The sequence below is a fragment of the Segatella copri genome, assembly GCF_051861805.1.
Taxonomy (GTDB): Bacteria; Bacteroidota; Bacteroidia; order Bacteroidales; family Bacteroidaceae; genus Prevotella; species Prevotella copri_M.
Genome location: NZ_CP146520.1, coordinates 633,800 through 656,223, shown reverse-complemented (window position 1 = coordinate 656,223; position 22,424 = coordinate 633,800). Strand labels below are relative to the sequence as shown.

Genomic DNA, 22,424 nt, shown 5'->3' with positions numbered 1-22,424 from the left:
CAATTCACAATGAAAAAATCTTATCTTTATTTAATGGCGTGTGCCATGGGTGCTATGTCTTTGACTTCGTGTTCTGAAGATTCTACTCCTGCCGGTGGCGGTGGCGATAGCACAATAGAAGTGCCTTTGGCACAAGTTTCAAAACCTAAGCCTAACCCTTGGCTTGCACAGGAAGAGTATAGTATTACGCACTTCAATTCGGCTCAGACGGATGCCTTCTCGTATGAAGTCAAGGATGGAACTTTCAATATCGATCTTTCCAAGTGTCAGATGACATGGAGCGGTCCCGTGAATTTGATGACACTTGCTTCTACTTCGCCCAAGTATATGTGGGGCATGAGTAGCGATCGCGTGTCGTATCTTGATATCAGCGACGGCAAGCTTGAAAGGGTTGCAGAGGCTGGCTTGCCAGGGATTACAATGAAGACTCAGGAGCAGCTTACAAATATGACTGCTGACTATGCTACTTACGACGAACTTTCTAAGACGATTACCGATATATTGGGCCCAGCGCCACAAATGTCTATGGCTAACGGTAATTATGTCTTGTGCGACAAGGATAACTATGCTTACACCAATGCAGGTCAGGTAATGGTACGTTATCGCCTTGCCAATCCTAATAATCCCAAGGAAGGTATCGTGCTGGATCATCAAATTAGACTTACCGACTTTACCTTCAACTCTTTTACTCTCGTAGGTGCTACTATGACCTATGACGGCCACCTTGTCGTGGCTGCACAGAACGGAATTCTTGTGCTGAATCGTGCTCTTACTACCATCGAGGATTCATACGCTCTTCCATCAGACCAGATTCTCACCAATTCTATCTGTATCGACGAAAATGGCGGTCTTTATGTAGCAAGTAACAGTCGCACACCTGGCGGAAAAGGCCTTATGCAGAAACTTATCTGCAAGGACGGCAAATTCTCTACATCTCCGGCTGATGGTGCATGGCAAGCCTATTACGATGGTGGCCCGAAGGCTCCATGTATCAAACTCGGATATGGCACAGGTTCAACGCCTACACTTATGGGCTTTGGTCAAGACGAGGACAAGTTGGTAGTTATTACCGATGGCTCTAAGCGTATGAAACTGGTGGCTTTCTGGCGTGACGAAATCCCTTCAGGCGCACAGCAAGTGGCAGGGTACGACAAGCGTATAGCCGGAGTGCATGAGGTTACGTGCGGTCTGCCTGCATCAACAGAGTGGATACAGTCTGAGCAGTCAGTTGTAGTAGGTGGCTATGATGCCTTTGTTGTAAACAACATCAATGTTACTGATCAGGAAATAAACGACAAGATTATTGGTGTAATTGCTATTGGTCCTATTGTTAAAGGCCCTCAAGGTACCGAGTGTGTACGTTGGAATACAAAGGAGAACAAGTGGGAGAGTAAGTGGGCGCGCAGCGATGTAAGTTCTGTAAGTATGATTCCTGCCGTAAGTACCAAGTCGGAGATGGTATTTGTATGTGGCTGGAACGATGCTTCGGGCTGGGAAGTTACAGGACTTGACTGGAAGAGTGGTGCCACACGTCATCGCACCATCTTGGGCAAGAGCAATCGGGCCAATGGTGCCTACGCCATCATTCAGTATCTTGCTAATGGCGACCTTTTATTCAACTCTGTTGCCGGACCAATCCGCGTAAAATATTGAGAAAATTTAATCATCATATAACTTTAAGGTTTATTGATATACAAAAATCCCCAGCCTGCTTGAGAAAAGTAGGTTGGGGATTAACGTTTAACCAACAAAGTTCGTTATGAACAGGTGCTACAACTTCAGCAGTTTGGCAAACTCCCAAACCACAATGCCGGCTGTTACGCTGACATTCAGGGAATGCTTGGTACCAAACTGTGGGATTTCCAAGCAACCATCACTCATATCCACAATGTTCTGCTTTACGCCCTTCACCTCGTTGCCGAAGATAACAGCATAACCATTTGGTGTAGAAGTGTCTTGAGAGAAAAGCTTGGCATGCGCCTCCGGCAGGTTCTGAAGTTTGGTGGAACCTTCTACCTGCTCGATGCTATATACAAAGTAGCCCTTCTGCTTCAGCTTCTCTACCGCCTCTTCGGTGGTCTTGAAGTACTCCCAATCTACGCTGTCTTCGCCACCCAATGCCGTCTTGTGGATTTCGGCATTGGGAGGAGTGGCGGTGATACCGCAAAGATACACCGCCTCTACACGGAAGGCATCGCAGGAACGGAACACACTTCCTACATTATATAATGAACGCACATCATCCAGGACTACTATCAGGGGCAGCTTCTCGGCTTCCTTGAATTCCTCCAGGGTGAGGCGGTTCATCTCTATCGTTCTTAATTTACGCATTATAATATACCTTATTATATATCATGTGACCAGAGGCGGTTAAGCCTCTGCCTCCTTGGTCTTGTAAGCCAGGGCGTACATGCGAATCTGCTTGATCATCGCCAGAAGACCGTTGCTGCGGGTAGGACTCAGGTGATCTTTCAAGCCAATCTTCTCTACGAAATAGAGGTCGGCATCCATAATCTCAGTTGGAGTATGACCGCTCAACACACGAATCAGGAGGGCGATGATTCCCTTTACGATGAGGGCATCGCTATCGGCTGTAAACACGAGCTTGCCATCCTCGTAGTCGCACTGCAACCATACGCGGCTCTGGCAGCCGTCGATGAGGTTCTGCTCGTTCTTGTATTTCTCGTCGAGAGGAGCCAACTCGTTGCCCAAGTCGATGAGCATCTGATACTTATCCATCCAGTCGGAGAAGTCCTGGAACTCCTCTACCACTTCATCCTGCAATTCATTAATTGTTGCCATTATTTTATTTCTTTAATTTCGTTTACTGTAATCAACTTATAGAGCTTATCGTTAGGGCGCACCTTATCCGGCACAGGGATAGAAACTCTCCAGCCCTGCTGCGCTGTTTCTACAGGCTTCAGGTCGTAGCGGATTTCATCGGCATTGAGATACATTACGCCGGTGGTGTTACCCGTAATCAGAAGTTTCTCGCCCTTATCAAAGGTAGAAGCCTCTACGGCAACCTCTGCCACGCCCAGCTTGGAGAAGTATTTCATCACCTTGCCCACGAGCACCTTCTTCTCGGTAGCCACAGAACCATAGTGCTTGTTCCACTCGCCGAGGGTCTGCCCCTGGTAGTAACCATCCCAGAAACCACGGTTGAATACGGTGGCAAGTTTTTCATCCCACTCATCCTTTTTCTCTTCGGTAAAGGTACCATCCAGCACGGCGGCTATCGCCTCCTTGTAGCACTTCACTACGGTATATACGTATTCTGGTCCACGGGCACGACCCTCAATCTTGAAGACGCGAACGCCGGCATCCATCATGCGGTCGATGAAGCGGATGGTCTTCAAGTCCTTCGGACTCATTACATACTTGTTGTCTATTTCCAGCTGGTTGCCGGTTTCGTTATCCGTAACGGTATAGCTGCGGCGGCAAATCTGAACGCACTCGCCACGGTTGGCAGAGCGGTTGGCATTGGCGAGGCTCATGTAGCACTTGCCCGATACCGCCATGCACAGGGCGCCATGGCAGAACATCTCGATGCGAATCTGCTTGCCCATAGGGCCGCAGATGTTCTGCTTCTCTATCTGTTCGTGGATGTGCTTCACCTGGTCCATGTTTAATTCACGTGCCAGAACGGAAACATCCGCAAAGCGTGCATAAAACTTCAAAGCCTCTGTGTTTGAGATATTTAACTGTGTGGAAAGATGCACTTCCTCTCCTACTTCATTGCAATAGCTCATCACAGCCACATCGCTGGCGATGACGGCAGAGATGCCCGCCTCCTTGGCAGCATCAATGATTTCCTTCATCGTAGGGATGTCGTTGTCGTAAATCACTGTGTTGACGGTGAGGTAAGTCTTGATGCCATGTTCGTTGCAGGTGGCAGCAATCTCACGCAGGTCGTCGATAGTAAAATGATTGGCAGAATGTGAACGCATGTTCAACTTGCCGATTCCGAAATATACGGAGTCGGCACCAGCCTGGATAGCGGCAGCCAAAGACTCGCGCGAGCCCACAGGTGCCATCACCTCAAATTCGTTTATCTTTGTATTCATGAATGCAAATTTCTATTTTGGGTGCAAAGGTACACATTTTCAGCGAGAAAACACCATGATGCAATCATTATTTTTAGAATGCCTTGGCATGAACGCATTTCATGTTCTTTTCCAGCTGGGCAGTAGAGCTGGCACCTACCAGTACGCTGGTTACGCCTTTCTGGTGCAGAATCCACGCCAGTGCCATCTCGGCGAGGGTTTCTCCTCGTTCGCCGGCTTCTGCATTCCATTGCTTCAACTGCTCCAGGAGTTCTGGAGTCAGGGCGCTGTGCTTCAGGAAGTGCTCCTTTGCCATGCGGCTATCGGCTGGGATGCCGTTGAGATAGCGGTCGGTGAGGAGACCTTGTGCCAAAGGCGAGAAGGAGATGAATCCGATGCCGTTTTCGTGGCAGTAGTCGAGGGTTCCGTTTTCTTGTGGCGCACGGTCGAGCATGTTGAGTCTGTCCTGGAAGATGAGCAGCGGACAGTCGCGCTCCTTCAGATATTGATCGGCGAACTTCAGTGCCTCCAATGGCCATCGGCTGATGCCGAGATAGAGTGCCTTGCCCTGCTTCACGATGTCTACCATTGCCTGGAGGGTTTCCTCGAGTGGGGTATTCGGGTCGTAGCGATGGCTGTAGAAGAGGTCCACATAGTCCAGATTCATGCGCTTGAGGCTCTGGTCGAGGCTCGCCATCAGATACTTGCGAGAGCCCCAGTTGCCGTAAGGACCTTCCCACATATCGTATCCTGCCTTGGTAGAGATGAAGAGTTCGTCGCGATAAGGCAGGAAATCATCCTTCATCAGTCTGCCCATGGTTTCCTCGGCACTTCCGTATGGAGGGCCATAGTTGTTGGCAAGGTCGAAGTGAGTGATTCCGTGGTCGAAGGCATAGTGGGTGATGGCACGGCTTCGCTCGTAAGGATCCACTCCTCCGAAGTTGTGCCAGAATCCCAGACTAATCTTAGGCAGCAAGACTCCGCTCTTGCCGCATCTCTTGTAAAGCGCCTCTGCATCGCCATAGCGATTGGCATCGGCTGTGTAGATTCCTTTTAAGTCCATCTTTATTCCTATTTATTTATGTATGAATATCTTATTCTGCAGCAAAGGTATTGCTTTTTTTTAGAAATGGGTGGAAAGTTGCTCTTAAAAATCTGTAAAAGCTGCACAAATGTAAACCGCCATTTATATCAAATGACGGTTTATATCTATCTTCTTTATCTTACTTTTCTCAGGATGTTCTGTAATTCGTAAACCACCTTTGGGTTGGATTCTGCTACGTTGTCCTGCTCATAGAGATTGTCGGAGATGCGGTAGAGCTGAGGATTAGGATCGTTGCCGGTCTCAATCTTCGGACCCCACTTTATCATCTTCGAACCATCGTTCGGCTCGATGTATTTCCACTCCTTGGTACGGATGGAAAGTACGTGGTTGTTCGACATTTCGGCTACCCATGGACGATGGGTGGTGTCGATGCCGAGCAGATTGCCAAGATGGTTCTTGCTGTCGGGGGCACTGCCCTTAGGGAAGGTGGCACCAATCAGATTGCCGAATGAAGCCATGAAGTCAATCTGTGACATCAGAACATCTGAAGTCTGACCTGCCTTCACATTCTTTGGCCAGCGCACGATGACCGGGATGGCTGTTCCACCCTCGAAGGCACTGTATTTGTTGCCGCGCCAAGGACCCGCTGGCTTGTGGCCATTCAGGAGTTCCTCTGCCTGATCCTGATAACCGTCATCTACTACAGGACCATTGTCGCTGGTAAGCAGAATAATGGTGTTGTCGGCAATGCCCAACTTATCCAGGGTCTCCATAATCTTGCCCACCGACCAGTCGAACTGCACGATGGCGTCTCCACGCATACCCATGCTGCTCTTTCCACGGAAACGCTGGTGTGGGAAACGAGGCACGTGTACATCGTTGGTGGCAAAATAGAGGAAGAAAGGATTGTTGCTGTTCTTCTTGATGAAGTTGATGGCGTGGTTGGTGATGGAATCGGCGATGTTCTCGTCTTTCCATAATGCCTTGCCGCCACCCTTCATATAACCGATTCTGCCAATGCCGTTTACGATAGACATGTTGTGACCATGACTTGACTTCATGTTGTAGAGCAACTCTGGGTTGTTCTTGCCGGTAGGCTCGCCAGGGAAGTTCTTGAAATAGCTTACCTCGATAGGAGCCGATGGGTCGTAGTTAGCCACCTTGCCGTCTTCTATGAATACACAAGGCACACGGTCGGCTGTGGCTGCCATGATGTAATGATGGTCGAAACCGATGTCGGCAAGGGCTGCCGGCAATGGGGCATTCCAGTCTTGCTTGCCTGTTTCTGCACCCAAGCCCAAGTGCCACTTACCGATGGCACAGGTAGAATAGCCTACGCTCTTGAACATATCTGCCATGGTAAACTGGGTAGGCTGGATAATCATGCCTGCATCGCCCGGAGCCACATCGGTGCCCGGCTTGCGCCATGCATACTCACCCGTGAGCAGCGAATAGCGGGATGGGGTACTGGTGGAAGCGATGGCGTGGGCATCGGTGAAGCGAATACCCTGCTTGGCAAGTTTATCTACGTTAGGTGTCTCTACGTTCTTGGCACCATAACATCCCAGGTCGCCGTAGCCGAGGTCATCGGCGAGGATGATGATGACGTTAGGTTTCTGCTGATTGTTGGCTTTCGCCTTCTTGGCGCCCATGGCTGCCGTGCAAACTAGGGGCGACATCAGGGCGATAGTCATATAAGTTTTGTTCATTACGATAATCGTTAGTTATTTTTTAAAACATTCATAATGTTGGCAGGCGGACGCTGGGCGAGGAGCTCCCGTTTCATGAAGTCCATGTAGGGAGCCACATGCGTATAGTACTGATAGTATCCCTGGCAGAGATAGTTCAGGCCCGGCTCTCCATACTTATCTTTCTCGAACCGGTTCTTGGGGCATTCGCCATGGCAGGCGAACTCCATGTCGCACTCCTTGCACTGGCGGGGCAGCGAAGTGTGCTTCAACCGGCTGAAAGCCTGCTGCTTTTCGCCATAAAGCATGTCGATGAGCGACTGCTCCCTGATGTTTCCCAGCTTGTATTCAGGAAATACAAAGTGGTCGCAGGAATATACATCGCCATTGTGTTCCATCACGCCTGCATGACCGCACTCCTTGGAGTAGGCGCAGATGCCTGGCAGCACCCCCATCCAGTTGGCAAGTGTGCAGTCGAAGATTTCCACAAAGGTCTTACCCACATCGTGGCGCACCCAGTCGTCGAAGATGGTGCAGAGGAAGTTGCCCCACTGTTGCGGGGTAACGGAAGCATCTGCAAGCGGAATCTCCCTGTCGTCGGCAAGACTCGCCAGGGTGCGACCGTCTTCATGTTCCGTCAGTCGCTCCACGATAGGGGTAAACTGCAAGTACTGGCAACCGTTGTCTCTGAAGAAATGATAGAACTCCAGCGGATGTTCAGCGTTGTAGGCATTGACCACCGCCATAGCGTTCCATTCCACCCGATGCTTCTTCAGGAGCTGGATGCCCTGCATCACCTTTTCCCAGGAAGGCTTTCCGGCAGGAGTTACGCGATAGTGGTCGTGATACTCCTGTGGACCGTCGATGGAAATGCCTACCAGCCAATGGTTCTGTGCAAAGAACTCGCACCATTCGTCGGTGAGGAGTGTGCCGTTGGTCTGGATAACGTTATCTATCTGTTTGCCGTGGGCGTACTTCTTCTGAAGCGCCAGCGCCTTCTTGTAGAAGTCGATGGAGCGCATCAGCGGCTCACCTCCGTGCCAGGTGAAAAGCACCTGCGGCATGGTTTGTGCCTCGATGTACTCTCGGGTGAATTGCTCCAGCATCTCATCGCTCATCAGATGGCGGTGGGAGTTCTGGTAAAGATTGTTCTTTTCCAGATAATAACAGTATTTGCAAGCCAGGTTGCAATGGGCGCCTGCCGGCTTCAGCATCACATACAGTGGCTTGGCAAATGGGGTTGCTATGTTGTCGTTCATCATATTTTTTCTTTTTAAAACTCAGGCAGCGTTATCTTGAAGTCCTTGCTGTCACTGTGCTCCTTCTGGATGGCAGCCAGCAGATCTTTCACGATTTCAGGATGTTCTGCCGCCACATCGTGGTCTTCGTGAATATCCGAAGCCAGGTTGTAGAGGTGAGGCTTGCCTTTTACTACTACCATCTTCCAGTCGCCCTTTCTCACGCCAATCTGGTCGGTCTCATGAAATTCCCAATAGAGGTATTCGTGGTGCTTCTGCTCGGCATCCTTGCCCAGAAGGGTAGGAGCGATGGAAATACCGTCGAAGCCGTCGCCAGCCAACTTCCTGTTGGTGTAGCGCTTGGCGAAGTTCTTGATTCCGGCAAGGTCGCAGAAGGTTGGCATCAGGTCGTAGAAGGCAAACTGGGTATCGTTTACGCTGCCTGCCTTGATATGCTCTGGCCACCAGGCAATGAATGGGATGCGGATGCCGCCCTCGTAACACTGGCGCTTCAAGCCCTTCAGCTTGCCGTCGCGACCGAAGAACTTCGGGTCGGCACCGCCTTCCTCGTGAGGACCGTTGTCCGAGGTAAAGATGACCACGGTATTCTTGTCGAGGCCCTTCTCCTTCAGTTTGGCGAATACTTCGCCCACATACTGGTCGAGTCGGGTAATCATTCCGGCAAACTGAGCGTGGGTATGAACCACGGCGTTGTATCGGGAACCTTCCTGTCCGCCCCATGTCTTGTCCTCGAAGAATTTCTTCTGATAGTTCTCCAGGATAGAATCCTCTGGCTGAGCCAGTTCGGCATGAGGCAGGGTATAGGTGAGGAATCCCACGAAAGGATGCTGGCTATCCTGCTTGTCAATCCACTCCAAAGCCTTGTCGTGGATGATGCGGGCAGAATACTGCTTGCGCTTGAAGTAGTCCTTGCCGAACATCGGGTACTGGATATTCTGCTCCATGATTTCTCTTACCACAGCCGTATCTCCCTGTGACTTGCTGTAACGGTTCAGGAAGTTGGGATAATAAAGATGTGCCTGGAACTGGCAGATGTAGCCGTAGAATTCATCTATGCCACGCTTGTCGGGAGTAGAGGCAGAACCTTCGTATCCGCCTGCCCATTTTCCGAAGACACCGGTGCGGTAGCCCTTGTCCTTGAGCATTTCCGGAAGAATCTTATGCTGCGGGTCGTAAGGTTCCTGACCCACCACAGAAAAGTCCTCGTTTACTCCATACTTTACCATCGGCACGTTTCTCCAGTATTCCTTGTTGCCTCTTACGTGGGTGTGGCCGGAATGCTGACCGGTCATGATGGTAGCACGCGAAGGGGCTGAAACCGGCGAACCGGCGTATGCTTGGGTGAATCGCATTCCCTCTCTAGCCATCTGGTCGATGTTGGGTGTATGGATGTATGGCTGACCATAGCAAGCCAAATCACCATATCCCATATCATCGCAGAGGATGAAGAGGATATTGGGCTGCTGCACGTTCTGCTTAGCCCACACAAGGGTAGGCAGGCAAATGATGCCTACCCCTGTGAGCCATATTGTTTTGTTTGTCTTCATAAAAAATCTGTTTTGGGGCTTTTTGCCCGTTCTTTAGCCACTTGTTGAAGCTAATTACTCATCTACCTTCAAGTCCTTGCGGTATTTGGCGAGAAGCTTCTTCAATTCTTTTTCTATCTTCTGGGTGCCTGGCTTGCCGTAGATGTTGTTCAACTCGTTAGGGTCAGTCTGGATGTCGTACAACTCCCAGTAGTCGATGTCTGCATCATTGGTGAAGTAGTTGATAGACTTCAGGGCTTTGAAGCAGTTGTTCTCTCTTGTGCCTGGCTGTGCCTGGTACTTGTTCTCTACCACGGCTCTCTCACCACCCTTGCCGTAGAAATGAATCAGCTTGTAGCGCTCGGTGCGCACACCGTCGTGTTTGCGTACCAGGTGATAGGTTGGGTAGTCGTAGTAGTGATAGTACAGGCTCTTGCGCCACTTCTTCACTGGCTGACCGGCAAACAGCGGCTGGAGCGATGTTCCAGGCATGTACTTAGGCTTCTGCAAACCTGCCAGGTCGAGGAAGGTAGGTGCGAAGTCGATGTTCTGAACCATCTGGTTGCATTCGCTCTTTGGCTGGATGTGCTTAGGATAGCTGATGATGAGTGGAGTGTGAAATGACTCCTCGTACATGAATCGCTTGTCGAACCATCCGTGCTCGCCCATGTAGAATCCCTGGTCGGATGTATAGACGATGATGGTGTTGTCTGAGAGATTGTTCTTGTCGAGGTAATCCAGCAGTCTGCCCACGCTCTCATCTACCGATGCGATAACAGCCATGTAGTCGCGGATGTAGTTCTGGTATTTCCATTCTACCAACGCCTTGCCTGTCAGGTTCTTGCTCAGGAACTCACGGTTTCTAGGCATGTAGTAAGCGTCGATGGCTGCACGCTGCTGTGGAGTCATGCGGTTCATTTCGCCCATCAAGCCGTTATAAGAGTCTCTGCCTTCTGGAGTAGAAGGGTCGTACATCTCAGGAACCTTCAGGTCGCGTACCATCTCCATGTATTTGTCGATAGACATCTTCTGGGTAGATGCTGCGGAACCACGGGTCTCGTAATCATCCCAGAAGGTTTCCGGCAATGGGAAGTTCACGTTGCCATACTTGCCTACATACTTGGTGTTAGGCATCCAGAGGCGATGAGGTGCCTTGTGGTGAACCAGTAGACAGAATGGCTTGTTCTTGTCGCGGTTGTTCAGGTACTCGATGGCATGGTCGGTGATGAGGTCGGTGGCGTAACCCATCTCCTGCTTGAAGTTGCCATACTGGCCGGTAGAGGCAAAGGTTGGGTTGTAATACTGACCCTGGTCATCCAATACGCGGTAGTAATCAAAGCCCTTAGGACTGCACGACATGTGCCACTTACCTACCACGGCAGTAGAATATCCGGCACCCTGCAGCAGTTCTGAGAAGAAGGTCTTGGTAGAGTCAATACCCTCAGCCAGCTGGCGCTGTCCGTTCTGGTGGCTATAGAGACCTGTCATCAGGCAGGCACGGCTAGGAGTAGAGAGTGAGTTCTCTACGAAAGCCTGGTTAAACTTCATTCCTCTTTCAGCTAGGCGGTCGATGTTTGGAGTTGGAGCCAATTTGGAGATTGGGCTACCGTATGCGCTGATGGCCTGTATGGCGTGGTCATCGCACATGATGTACAAGATGTTAGGTCGGTCTCCTGCATTCTGAGCGAAGATCGACAGCGGCATTGCCTGTAGGGCAGCCATGGCCAGTAGGGAACGGTTGAATTGATTGGTTTTACTGTTCATCATAATTTTCTTGTTGAATGAATAGTTCTTTATATGAATTAATTAAAGGACATTTTTTGTATAAAAAACATATGCATTATAATACGCCAAAAAGAGGGGGTGCCGTAAGTGGCACACCCTCTTTGAGTTGTTATAGAACATGACTATCTCAGATTTGAAACAGTCTTGTTGGTTAAATTAATAATTGACTAGGTAGTTATCTCTTCAGGTTCGGGTTCTTCTCAACGTCTGTTGTTGGGTAAGGACAGTAAATTCTATCCTCTGTCCAAGAACCAGAAACTGTAACTTGTTCCTTAGCTGTAATGTCCTTACCCTTAGCATCTTTTGCAATAAAGAGAGGAGCATTAGCAACGCGGTAGTCGAAGTTCTTCTTCAACTCGTTCATACGAAGCTCGTCAGAACGGCGTGTAACCATAGAAACCCAGTTGCCGGCAACTTCCCATCCGTGCTCAATGTAGCAAGCCTCAGCCAGCTGCTCTGCATTCATATCAGCAATCTTCACGGTAGTACCATTGCTCAAAGTAACGTTCTCAACATCGTTTACGGCACGGCTGCGAACCTGGCGGAGGCAATCCTTAGCCTTGCCCAAGTCGCCACCAGAGCGAGCTGCGCTCTCAGCATACCAAAGAAGAATCTCAGAGTAACGGATCAGGTTGTGACGACGGTCGTTAACCATACCACCCCAGTTAGGAGCCAGGTAATCATAAGCCTGACGGAGCATGTTGCCGTTCTCGTCTGAGTTAACGGTGAAGATACAGAACATTGGGTGATAAGCTTCAACCTCAGGAGTCTTTCCGTCTTCTTTAAGAGCCCACCAATCTACAGCCTTTGTAATGGTGTTTTTATCCTGGAATGTTACCTTAGGAGCGTAGATAGCATTCTTGCGAGCACCCTCTGGGAATCTCTTCCAGAATGCGATTTCACCCCAAGCGTCACCCCAGCCACCATCGCCGAGACCTTCGAAACGGCAGCAAGAAGAAAGCTGAGAATCATGATCCCACCAGCCTTTGGCATCGTTGTTGATTCCAAGCACGGTCTCCATGTTGTAGTTGTTACCCATAGAGTAAACATCCTTCCACTCTGGGTTCAGGATGAAGCCGTAAGAACCGTTGCCATCAATGACAGACTTAGCCTGCTCTGCTGCGAGCTTGTAGTACTCAGTACCCTTGTTGAGTGGGTAACCTGCCATAGACATGTAAACAGCTGACAATGTAGCCTGTGCAGCCTGCTTGGTTGTCCAGATATCCACACCGAACAAGCGGCTAGGTTCCTTCTCATACTTGGTAGGAAGCTCGTTAACGGCTGCCTTCAAGTCGGAAACAATCAGTTCATATACCTTTTCTACACTTGATGGAGCAACGTCCAACTGAGAAACGTCAGTACCTGTAATCAATGGCACAGGACCGAATACACGTACCAGATAGTAGTAAGCGTATGCACGCCAGAAGTGTGCATTACCCAAAGCCACGTTGATCTTCTCCTGAGCTACAGGCGCATTGCCTGCACTCTCTGTAATCAGGTTAGCTGCCTTGATTACAGAATAGTGCTGGTTCCAGGCATCAGTAACACCCTTGTTGGCACCGTCTGATGCAAAAGCATCGAGCGCAGCACAAGCCTGCTTGTTAGAACCAGGGTTAGCTGTAATATCGTCGCCCTGCCACTGTGGGTACATTGGGTTGGTCCAGCTCTGGGTCTGGTTGATTCTGTCATACAGTGCGTTAACACTTGCTGTCAGGTCATCTTCACTATTGAAGAAGTTGTTTGGGGTCAACTGTCCCTTAGGTTCCTCATCCAGGAAGTCTCCACAAGAAGAAAATGTGAGCAAGGATGCTGCCATGAGACAACCCATATATAATAATTTTTTAGTTCTCATAATTATTCCAGTTTTTAGATGATTGAAGTTAGAAGTTTACACGAACGCCCATTGTGATGGTACGAGGATTAGGGTAAGCACCCATATCCAAACCATTGTCACGGTCAACACCATTGTCACTGAATGATGCACCAGCTGGGTCGATACCCTTATAGCCAGTGATGGTGAAGAGGTTCTGAGCTGAGAGAGAGAGACGGATGTCTGCAATCTTAGTCACGCTGCGTGGGAATGTATAAGCGATGCTGATATTCTCGCAACGGAGGTAATCTGCATTCTCCAACCACTTGTCTGAGTTACCGTATGTCTTGTTCTCTGCGCCTACTGTTGGCATAGTGATTCCGATGTTAGAGAAGTAATCCTTATCGGTTACGAACATAGATGCACCTACCATTGAGTTCATGGCGTAACGTACCATGTTCAAACGCTTTGCACCGAAGGCTGCGTTGAAGAATACGTTGAGATCCCAATTCTTGTAGGTTACGGTGTTGTTCCATCCCAAAGTAACGTCTGGGTTTGAACGACCCAATACGAAGCGATCCTTTGATGCATCAGGATTAGCGGTCTTGGTGCCGTCTGCTGCATAATACATATCAACAAACTGTCCCTTGTCGTTCTTCTCTACACCTGCCCACTTGAAGCCGTAGAATGTACCGATAGCCTCACCTTCCTTGATGATGGTACATGGGTCAACTGTACCTGGAGAAGGGCTGGTACCATAGAGAATAGGAGCATCTGCTGTCAGCTTGGTAACCTCGTTCTTGATGTAGCTGGCATTCAAGGTAGATGACCATGACCAGTCCTTGGTCTGTATAATCTGTGCATTGATGGTTGCATCAAAACCCTTGTTGCTTACCTCACCGGCATTTACCCAGTAAGATGTGCCTCCCAGGTAACCTGGAGCTGATGTAGTCAGGAGGGCATCCTTGGTCTTCTTATTGAAGTAGTCTAAGCTAACGTTCAAACGGTTGCCGAAGAAACCGAAGTCAACACCGAGGTCAAACTGGTGAACCTTCTCCCATGTCAGGTCAGGAGTTGCAAGACCATTTGCCCAATAACCTGTGTAAGACTGGGTTGTACCGTATGTGAAACCAGTTGTACCCAATGAACCGAGAGTTGAATATGGAGTGATATCCTGGTTACCGATGATACCGTAGCTGGCACGGATCTTCATGTACTCTACTGCATTCTTGATAGGCTCCCAGAACTTCTCGTTAGAGATGGTCCAAGCTGCAGCTGCAGATGGGAAGTAACCCCACTTCTTGTTGGTAAAGCGGCTAGAACCATCCGCACGGAAGGTACCAGTCAACATGTAACGGTCGGCATAGTTGTACATCAAACGAGCTACACCAGAGAGCATGGTCCACTTGCTATAGCCGTTGGTTGGTGTCTTGGAAGCAGCATCAGCTACGTTCCAGTAACCCAACTGCTCGTGAGCAATACCTGTACCTGACATACCCATGCGGCGAACCTCGTTAGAGGTAACTTCCCATACACCAGTAGCTGTCAATGCGTGCTCACCCCACTTGTTGTTGTAAGTCAAGTTGTTGGTTGACTGCAGTGCTGTAATGGCAGCATCGTTGTTGCCCATATTGTTACCGGCTGCGTTCACCTTGGTAGATGTGAAGTGGTACCACTTGTAATCGTTGTAGTCGATACCGTTGGTTGTGGTGAATGTCAAGCCCTTGAGAAGGTTGAACTTCAAGTCAACGTGACCAGTAACCATGGTACGCTTGCGGTCGTTGTCACCACCATGAAGAATACCATAAGGGTTGTTCTGGATGTTGTTGTATGGGTCCTTGTTGTAACTACCGTTTGCATCCATCATCTCCATAGTAGGAGAGTAGTTCAAACCTACCCAGATTGGGTTAGACTGGTTCTGGGCGAAACCTGCACCAGAGTTGTCTGTCTGAGCAAGGTTAAGGTCGGCAGTCAATTCCAACCAGTCGAATACTTTATTGTGAATGTTTGCCTTGATTGCGTAACGTCTTGACTTGGTGTCAACGATAACACCCTTCTGGTCCATTACGTTGGCAGAGAAATAAGTCTGAGTCTTCTCATTACCCTGTGAAAAGGCAACCTTATAGTTCTGGGTAATACCTGTCTGGAGCAACTGATCCATCCAGTCGATACCTGGCTTGGTACCGTTCAGATAATCCTGTACTGCACTCTGAGCCACGCCCTTATGGTCAACCAAAGCCTGTGCATACTCCTTGGTACCCATTACCTCAGGTATATTGTAAGCGTTAGAGAAACCGAAGCTGCCGTCGAAAGTTACCTGTGTAACACCAGCCTTACCGCTCTTGGTCTGTACCATTACAACACCATTGGCACCGCGGGCACCATAGATAGCGGTAGAAGAAGCATCCTTCAAAACCTGGATGCTCTGAATATCTTCAGGGCTGATACCTTCGAGACCTGTCTCGCGAACAATACCATCTACTACGTAGAGAGGGTCGTTGCTCTTGTTTACAGAGCTGGCACCACGTACACGAATCTTCATAGATCCACCAGGAACGCCACTTGACATTACCTGCACACCAGACATACGTCCGTTGAGGGCGTCCTCAACACGTGCTACTGGCTGGTCCTTGAAACTCTTGTTGTCCATTACGGCAACAGAACCTGCCAAGTCGGCCTTCTTTACCGTACCGTAACCGATAACTACGGTCTCTTCGAGCATGTTGGAATCATCCTGCAGGGTGATGTTCAATGGAGCACCACTCCATGTGATGGTCTGAGACTTGTAACCTACATAAGTAATAGTGAGTTTAGCACCTTTAGCAATGTTGCTAAGTACGAAGTTACCATCAAGGTCAGTTACTGTACCGCCAGATTTTCCTTCAATTCTGATGGTAGCGCCGATGATAGGTTCACCACTAGCGTCCTTTACAGTACCTGTACATGAGTTTTGCTGCTGTGTAGCTGTAGCAATCATTGAATTGCTCTGAGCTGCCAATGCAGTGACAGTGCTGAGAGGTGACATGGCACCTAAGAGCGCTGCAAAATACAAATTTGCTCTTTTGTTCATAGGTTTGTTGTATTTGTTGTTGTTTATTATTAATTTCTCGTATATTATATATAGTGTTAGTTAGAAAACTATTGCTATATAATCTTATATGAATGTTAGTTAGAATTTAATCCTCGTTCAGGATCTTGTGTCTTGCCATCAGGCAGGCTCCTGTAATGCCGGCGAGTGCCTTCAGGTCGGAGGTGACAATCTGCGAATCCTCATTCATCACGTTGAGCGAGTATTTCTTGATTCCCATGTTCACCGGGAGGGTCAGATAGTCGCCTGTTACCGACATTTCTCCTCCGATGACCAGCATTTCCGGGTTGAAGATATTGATGATTCCAGCCAGCTGCTTGCCCAGTTCGTCAGCGATATGCTGCAGGGTGGCGAGGCTGAGTACATCTTCCTTGGCGATGGCGTCCATGATGTCCTGGAGCGAGAGTTCTTCTTTTCGGTTGAGTACCTTGTCAGAGAGGATGGAAGGCTTGCCCGCCATGATGTTCTCTGTGAGTTTTCTCTTCAGTGCTCTGCCCGAAACTTCGGTTTCTATGCAGCCAATCTTGCCGCAGTGGCAGATGATGTTATTGTTGTAGGCAGTCATGTGGCCAAATTCGCCCGAATAGCCCGACTTGCCGTAATAGAGTTTTCCGTCGATGATGATTCCGATTCCCAGTCCCCAGCACATGTTCACGAAAATCACATCTTTCATTCCCTTGCAGCGTCCCTTGATGAATTCTGCGAAGGCCATGCTTCGCGTATCATTCTCTATGCAGACTGGAAGCTGGATGAGTTCCGTCAGCTTATCTGCCAGGGGTTTATCTAAGAAGGTGAACATGTTGTAGGCACTGCCATCGAAAGGGTTCACGCGTTCAGCCACATTCACGCAGATTTGCAGAATTTCTTCCTTGGAGACGGGAAGACTGGCGATGAAGTCGTTGATGATCTCGCTCAGTCTTTCCAAATTCTCCGGATTGTTCCTGTATTCGTAAGGAACCTTAGTCTTTTCAGTTATCAAATTGCCGCAGAAATCACTGGCGGCAAGTGCCAGACAGTTCATCTCTGGATTCACTCCAACGAAGTATCCGGCATTAGGCATAAGGTCGTAAACCATTGGGATGCGCCCCGGGGAGTTGTCTTTCTTGCCAATCTCCTTGACGAGTCCACCCTTTATCAGTTCATTGAGGGCGTTGGTCGCAGTTGGAAGACTCACTCCAATTCCCTTCGACATTTCCGGTATGGTGGAAGCGCCTTGGGCAATGAAGTATTCCAATAATCGCCGCTGAACTGAAGGCTTATTGTTTAACTTCTTAATATATTTTATTATGTTAGGTTCCATAACTAATATTTTTTATTTGCAAAGATATACTTTTTCCCCATTGGGTGCAAGTTTTTCGTAGTTAATAAAGCTTAAATGCCTAAAAATAGTTTGTTTTGAAGAACTTTTCTATTCCTTTCACATACCTACACCTTATTATATATTATAACCGGAAGCATCAATTCTCTTCAAGTACATGTAAGTATCTGATATAGTGTGTAAAACTACACTTATCAACAGGAAAGAAAGAGAGAATAATTAAAAATGCTTTCGTTTTAGAAATATTAACTATAAAAACATGGCGGTATTTGATAAATCTCGTATCTTTGCAAAATAAAAAATTTTAGTAACCTAGCGGTTGTTAATAAATATCTTTTGAATCAACAATAGACGGTTAAAAATAGAAATATATAAACCTATTAATAGATATAGACAATGAGACTCAATCTTAGTTCACAAATCGTACTGAATAAAGTACCTGTTGAGTTCTACAAGCCTAAGACGACGGTAGAATACTCAGAAATCTCCAGAATGGAGAAGATTCATACAGACATCTTTGCCTCTATGGCAGAAGGTGCCAGTCATGTAGCCGATGGTATTGAAACCGGAATCAAGGCTGCTCAGCATGACGGTAAGTTCTATGTGATGGCGCTGGGCACAGGCTCTTCGCTCAATGCCGTGTATGATGAACTCATCCACCGTTATGAGAACAAGACATTAAGTTTCCGCAATGTGGTGGTATTCAATGCCTACGAATACTATCCTCTTCAGAAAGAAAGTTCCGTTCGCACCATCAACCAGCTGAAGGAGCGTTTCCTCAACCATGTGGATATTGCCGAGCAGAACATCTTCACTCTCGATGGCTTTGTGGCTCAGGAGGCAGTGCAGGATTGTTGCCGCCTTTACGAGCAGCGCATCAAGACCTTTGGCGGATTGGACATTGCCCTCATCGGTATCGGCCGTTCGGGTAATATCGCCGCCAACGAGCCGGGTTCGGGTATTCAGTCGATAACCCGTCTTATCCTCATTGGCAATACTTCTCGCGAAGAGATGGAAAACAGCGAGCAGACCAAGGAGACCCTGCCTCCATGCTCACTCACCATGGGTATTGCCACCTTGCTTTCTGCCAAAGCAATCTACCTTACTGCCTGGGGCGAGGAAAAGGCTGAAATCATGCAGAAGGTGGTAGAGAATTCTATCACAGATTCACTGCCAGCATCTTTCCTCCAGACTCATCCAAATGCCAACGTAGTGCTCGACCTGAGTGCTGCTTCTCATCTTACCCGCATCGAACATCCTTGGCTCGTAACTTCTTGCCAGTGGACTGACAAGCTGGTGCGCTCGGCTTTGGTTTGGCTCTGCCAGAAGATAGGTAAGCCTATCCTGAAGCTTACCAACAAGGATTACAACGAGAACGGATTGAGCGAACTCCTGGCTCTCTATGGTTCTGCCTACAATGCAAACATTAAAATTTTCAATGACTTGCAGCACACCATCACCGGATGGCCAGGCGGAAAACCAAATGCCGACGATACCTATCGTCCTGAGCGCGCCAACCCATTCCCTAAGCGAGTAATCGTATTCTCTCCTCATCCTGATGATGATGTGATTTCGATGGGTGGAACCATCCGCCGACTGGTTCAGCAGAACCACGATGTGCATGTGGCTTACGAAACATCGGGTAATATTGCTGTGGGCGATGAGGAAGTAACAAGATTCATGCACTTCATCAACGGATTCAACCAGATTTTCGCCGATTCAAAGGATAGTGTGATTTCTGATAAATATAAGGAAATCAAGAACTTCTTTGCCAATAAGAAGGAGAGCGACTTTGATACTCGCGATATCTTGACCATCAAGGGATTGATTCGCCGTGGTGAGGCTCGTACAGCCTGCACCTATAATGAGATTCCGCTCGACCATGTACACTTCCTTGATTTGCCATTCTATGAGAGTGGAAAGATTGAGAAGTTGCCGATGACAGAGAAGGACGTAGAGGTGGTAAGAGCCTTGTTGCAGAAGGTAAAGCCTCATCAGATTTATGTGGCTGGCGACCTTGCCGACCCACACGGAACCCACAAGAAATGTACCGATGCTGTTCTGGCAGCCATCGACGAGGAGAAAAAGGCTGGTGCAGAGTGGCTGAAGGACTGCCGCATCTGGATGTATCGTGGTGCTTGGGCAGAGTGGGAGATTGAGAACATCGAGATGTGCGTTCCATTGAGTCCTGAAGAGTTGAGAGCCAAGCGTAACTCTATCCTCAAGCATCAGTCGCAGATGGAGAGTGCTCCATTCCTGGGCAACGACGAACGCCTGTTCTGGCAGCGTGCGGAAGACCGCAACCGTGCCACTGCTTCGCTCTACGACCAGCTGGGATTGGCCTGCTACGAGGCTATGGAGGCTTTCGTGGAATATAAGCCACTCTAAGTATTTATCAATTAGTTAACTAACTTATATTATTCTCTATATAAAATTTATGAAGAAATTCAATCATCTATTTGCTTCGTTGGCAGCATGCACAGCGATGTTGGGAGGAATCTCAACATCGGCTGTGGCTGCTGACATCAATATTATTCCTGTGCCAGTAAAGACTCAGGTTCAGAAGGGTGAGTTCGTGTTGCCACAGAAGGTGACCATCTCTTACCAGACTGCCGACGGCAAGAACATTGCCGAATACATGGCTGATAAGTTGAAGACCGCTACCGGTTATGATGTAACCGTAGGCGGAAAGAAGGGAAACATCTCTATCCAGATTTCTCCTTCTATGAAGATGGCTGAGGAAGGCTACCGCCTCACCGTTACCAACAAGGGTGTAGTCATCAAGGCAAAGACCGGCAAGGGTGCTTTCTATGGAATGCAGAGCTTCATGCAGCTGTTGCCAGCTCAGATTGAGAGCGCTACCAAGGTAAGCGGCGTGAAGTGGGTGGCACAGTGCTGCGACATCCAGGATGCTCCACGCTTCGGCTACCGTGGTTTCCACCTCGATCCATGCCGCCACTTCATCACCGTGGAGAACGTGAAGAAGCAGTTGGACATCATGTCAATGTTCAAGGTGAACACCATGCACTTCCACCTCACTGAGGACCAGGGCTGGCGCATCGAAATCAAGAAGTATCCTAAGCTTACTTCCATCGGCGGCTACCGCACCCAGGGCGACGGTTCTACCTATGGCGGTTTCTACACTCAGGAGGAAATCAAGGACATCGTGGATTATGCAGCCAAGCGTTACATCACCGTGATTCCTGAAATCGACCTTCCTGGTCACATGATGGCAGCCATCTCTGCTTATCCTTACCTTTCATGCAAGGGCGAGCAGTGGACTCCACGAATGGTTTGGGGTGTTGAGGACATCGTGATGTGTCCGGGTAAGGAAGACATGTTCAACTTCCTGGAAGACATCATCCGCGAGGTAGTGCCTCTCTTCCCAGGCAAGTATTTCCACATCGGTGGCGACGAGTGTCCTAAGACCAGCTGGAAGCATTGTCCTACTTGCCAGAAGCGCATCCAGAACGAAGGATTGCAGGCCGACGGCAAGCACTCTGCCGAGGAAAGACTGCAGAGCTACGTAATCAAGCGCATGGAGAAGATGCTCGCTAAGTACGACAGAAAGATTATCGGTTGGGATGAAATCCTCGAAGGCGGATTGAGTCCTGATGCTACCGTGATGTCTTGGCGTGGAACATCGGGCGGTATTTCTGCAGCTTTGCAGAAGCACGATGTCATCATGACTCCAGGTAGCGGCGGCTTGTATCTCGACCACTATCAGGGCGATTACAAGATTGAGCCGGTTACTATTCCTAGTGCTCCTGCTTATCTTTCAAGAACCTATAATTACGAGCCTGTGCCAGATACCATCAAGTCATTGGGCTTGGAGAAGCATATTCTGGGTGTTCAGTGCAACAACTGGTCTGAATACATGTACACCAACGCCAAGATGGAGTATCAGATGTATCCTCGCTCTCTGGCTCTCGCCGAGATTGCATGGTCACCAGCCAAGAAGAAGAACTTCACCGACTTCAGCCGTCGTGTAGATGCTAACAGCGTGCGCCTCGACGAGCACCACGTGCGTTACCACATCCCATTGCCAGAGCAGCCATACGGTTCCTGCGATAAGGTGGTGATTACCAAGGATACAGTGGTTACCTTCCAGACTTCCCGTCCTATGAAGATGGTTTACACCCTGGATGGAACCCTTCCAACTCCAGCTTCTGCCGTTTATTCAGAGCCTATCAAGGTGAGTGGCAACACCATCATCAAGATTGCTACCGTATTGCCTTCTGGCAAGATGAGCAAGATAAGAACCATCGACGTGGAGAAGCAGAACTATGCTCCAGCCGTAAGGGTAAATGGTGCGAAGGCTGGCTTGCAGTTGCGCCGCGTAAAGGGCAACTACCTGAAGGTGGATCAGCTGAACTGGGCTGATGCTGAGTGGACAGACAATGGAACCATCACCAACCTGAACAAGATGAAGGTGAGTCAGCCAGACGATGCTGCTACCTTGCGTGGTGCCAACAACTATGGTGCCGTGGCCGAGGGTTTCATCAATGTTCCTGAGGATGGCGTTTACTATCTTTCTTCCCGCATGGAGCAGGTTTGGATTGACAATAAGCTCGTAATAAACAACGAGGGCGCTGTGAAGGCTGGTACCAACAGCGATAATGCTGTGGCTCTTGCCAAGGGCTTGCACCCAGTGAAGTTCGTTTACCTGTGCAACATCGTAGGCGGCTGGCCATCTTGGTGGAGCAACCTCAACCTCGAAATGCGCAAGGATAATCAGAAGAAGTTCACCGCAGTGGGCGAGTCTCAGTATTTCCACAAATAATTGAATTAAGAAGTTAAAGGAGTTAAGAAGTTAAAGGAGTTAAAGGAGTTAAGACAACAGTCTTTTGGCGTAGTTT

14 protein-coding genes are annotated in these 22,424 nt (G+C 48.8%); 3 read left to right on the top strand and 11 right to left on the bottom strand.

Going from position 1 to position 22,424, the window contains the following annotated elements:
* The first annotated feature begins 9 nt into the window (after nt 1-9).
* Nucleotides 10-1,653 carry a hypothetical protein gene (locus V8Z93_RS02460; protein WP_203051100.1) on the top strand — a complete coding sequence of 548 codons (1,644 nt, stop codon included), beginning with the start codon at nt 10-12 and terminating at the stop codon, nt 1,651-1,653.
* A gap of 117 nt (nt 1,654-1,770) precedes the next feature.
* On the opposite strand, the gene V8Z93_RS02455 is transcribed toward V8Z93_RS02460, so the two are convergent.
* The 11 genes from V8Z93_RS02455 to V8Z93_RS02405 all read right to left on the bottom strand — a co-directional run bounded on the left by V8Z93_RS02455 (nt 1,771) and on the right by V8Z93_RS02405 (nt 17,547).
* Nucleotides 1,771-2,331, bottom strand: coding sequence for an RNA methyltransferase (locus V8Z93_RS02455; protein ID WP_439432293.1), 561 nt, complete (start codon nt 2,329-2,331; stop codon nt 1,771-1,773).
* A 39-nt stretch (nt 2,332-2,370) separates the two neighbouring features.
* Nucleotides 2,371-2,802, bottom strand: a complete 432-nt coding sequence (locus tag V8Z93_RS02450; RefSeq protein WP_118312686.1) for a SufE family protein — start codon at nt 2,800-2,802, stop codon at nt 2,371-2,373.
* Nucleotides 2,802-4,067, bottom strand: coding sequence for a peptidase U32 family protein (locus V8Z93_RS02445; protein ID WP_217762882.1), 1,266 nt, complete (start codon nt 4,065-4,067; stop codon nt 2,802-2,804). The genes V8Z93_RS02450 and V8Z93_RS02445 overlap by 1 nt, the downstream gene beginning before the upstream one ends.
* A 73-nt stretch (nt 4,068-4,140) precedes the next feature.
* On the bottom strand, nt 4,141-5,109 hold the full coding sequence (locus V8Z93_RS02440) for an aldo/keto reductase (protein ID WP_439432292.1): 969 nt from the start codon (nt 5,107-5,109) through the stop codon (nt 4,141-4,143).
* A gap of 155 nt (nt 5,110-5,264) precedes the next feature.
* Nucleotides 5,265-6,800, bottom strand: a complete 1,536-nt coding sequence (locus V8Z93_RS02435; protein WP_439432291.1) for a sulfatase family protein — start codon at nt 6,798-6,800, stop codon at nt 5,265-5,267.
* 11 nt (nt 6,801-6,811) lie between these two features.
* Nucleotides 6,812-8,038 carry an anaerobic sulfatase-maturation protein gene (locus V8Z93_RS02430; protein ID WP_439432811.1) on the bottom strand — a complete coding sequence of 409 codons (1,227 nt, stop codon included), beginning with the start codon at nt 8,036-8,038 and terminating at the stop codon, nt 6,812-6,814.
* A 14-nt stretch (nt 8,039-8,052) separates the two neighbouring features.
* Entirely contained in the window at nt 8,053-9,585 is a 1,533-nt protein-coding gene (locus V8Z93_RS02425) for an arylsulfatase (protein WP_439432290.1), read from the bottom strand.
* Between the two features lie 54 nt (nt 9,586-9,639).
* The gene (locus V8Z93_RS02420) at nt 9,640-11,286 is read right to left on the bottom strand and encodes a sulfatase family protein (RefSeq protein WP_203051132.1); all 1,647 of its coding nucleotides are present in this window, start codon (nt 11,284-11,286) and stop codon (nt 9,640-9,642) included.
* A 238-nt stretch (nt 11,287-11,524) separates the two neighbouring features.
* Entirely contained in the window at nt 11,525-13,201 is a 1,677-nt protein-coding gene (locus tag V8Z93_RS02415) for a RagB/SusD family nutrient uptake outer membrane protein (RefSeq protein WP_439432289.1), read from the bottom strand.
* Between the two features lie 28 nt (nt 13,202-13,229).
* Nucleotides 13,230-16,229, bottom strand: a complete 3,000-nt coding sequence (locus V8Z93_RS02410) for a SusC/RagA family TonB-linked outer membrane protein (protein WP_439432288.1) — start codon at nt 16,227-16,229, stop codon at nt 13,230-13,232.
* A gap of 106 nt (nt 16,230-16,335) precedes the next feature.
* The gene (locus tag V8Z93_RS02405; RefSeq protein WP_218412447.1) at nt 16,336-17,547 is read right to left on the bottom strand and encodes an ROK family transcriptional regulator; all 1,212 of its coding nucleotides are present in this window, start codon (nt 17,545-17,547) and stop codon (nt 16,336-16,338) included.
* Between the two features lie 414 nt (nt 17,548-17,961).
* Here V8Z93_RS02405 and V8Z93_RS02400 point away from each other — a divergent pair, with 414 nt between their 5' ends.
* Both V8Z93_RS02400 and V8Z93_RS02395 read left to right on the top strand, forming a co-directional pair.
* The gene (locus tag V8Z93_RS02400) at nt 17,962-19,953 is read left to right on the top strand and encodes a glucosamine-6-phosphate deaminase (protein WP_439432287.1); all 1,992 of its coding nucleotides are present in this window, start codon (nt 17,962-17,964) and stop codon (nt 19,951-19,953) included.
* A gap of 49 nt (nt 19,954-20,002) precedes the next feature.
* Entirely contained in the window at nt 20,003-22,348 is a 2,346-nt protein-coding gene (locus V8Z93_RS02395; protein WP_439432286.1) for a family 20 glycosylhydrolase, read from the top strand.
* The last annotated feature ends 76 nt before the right edge of the window (nt 22,349-22,424 follow it).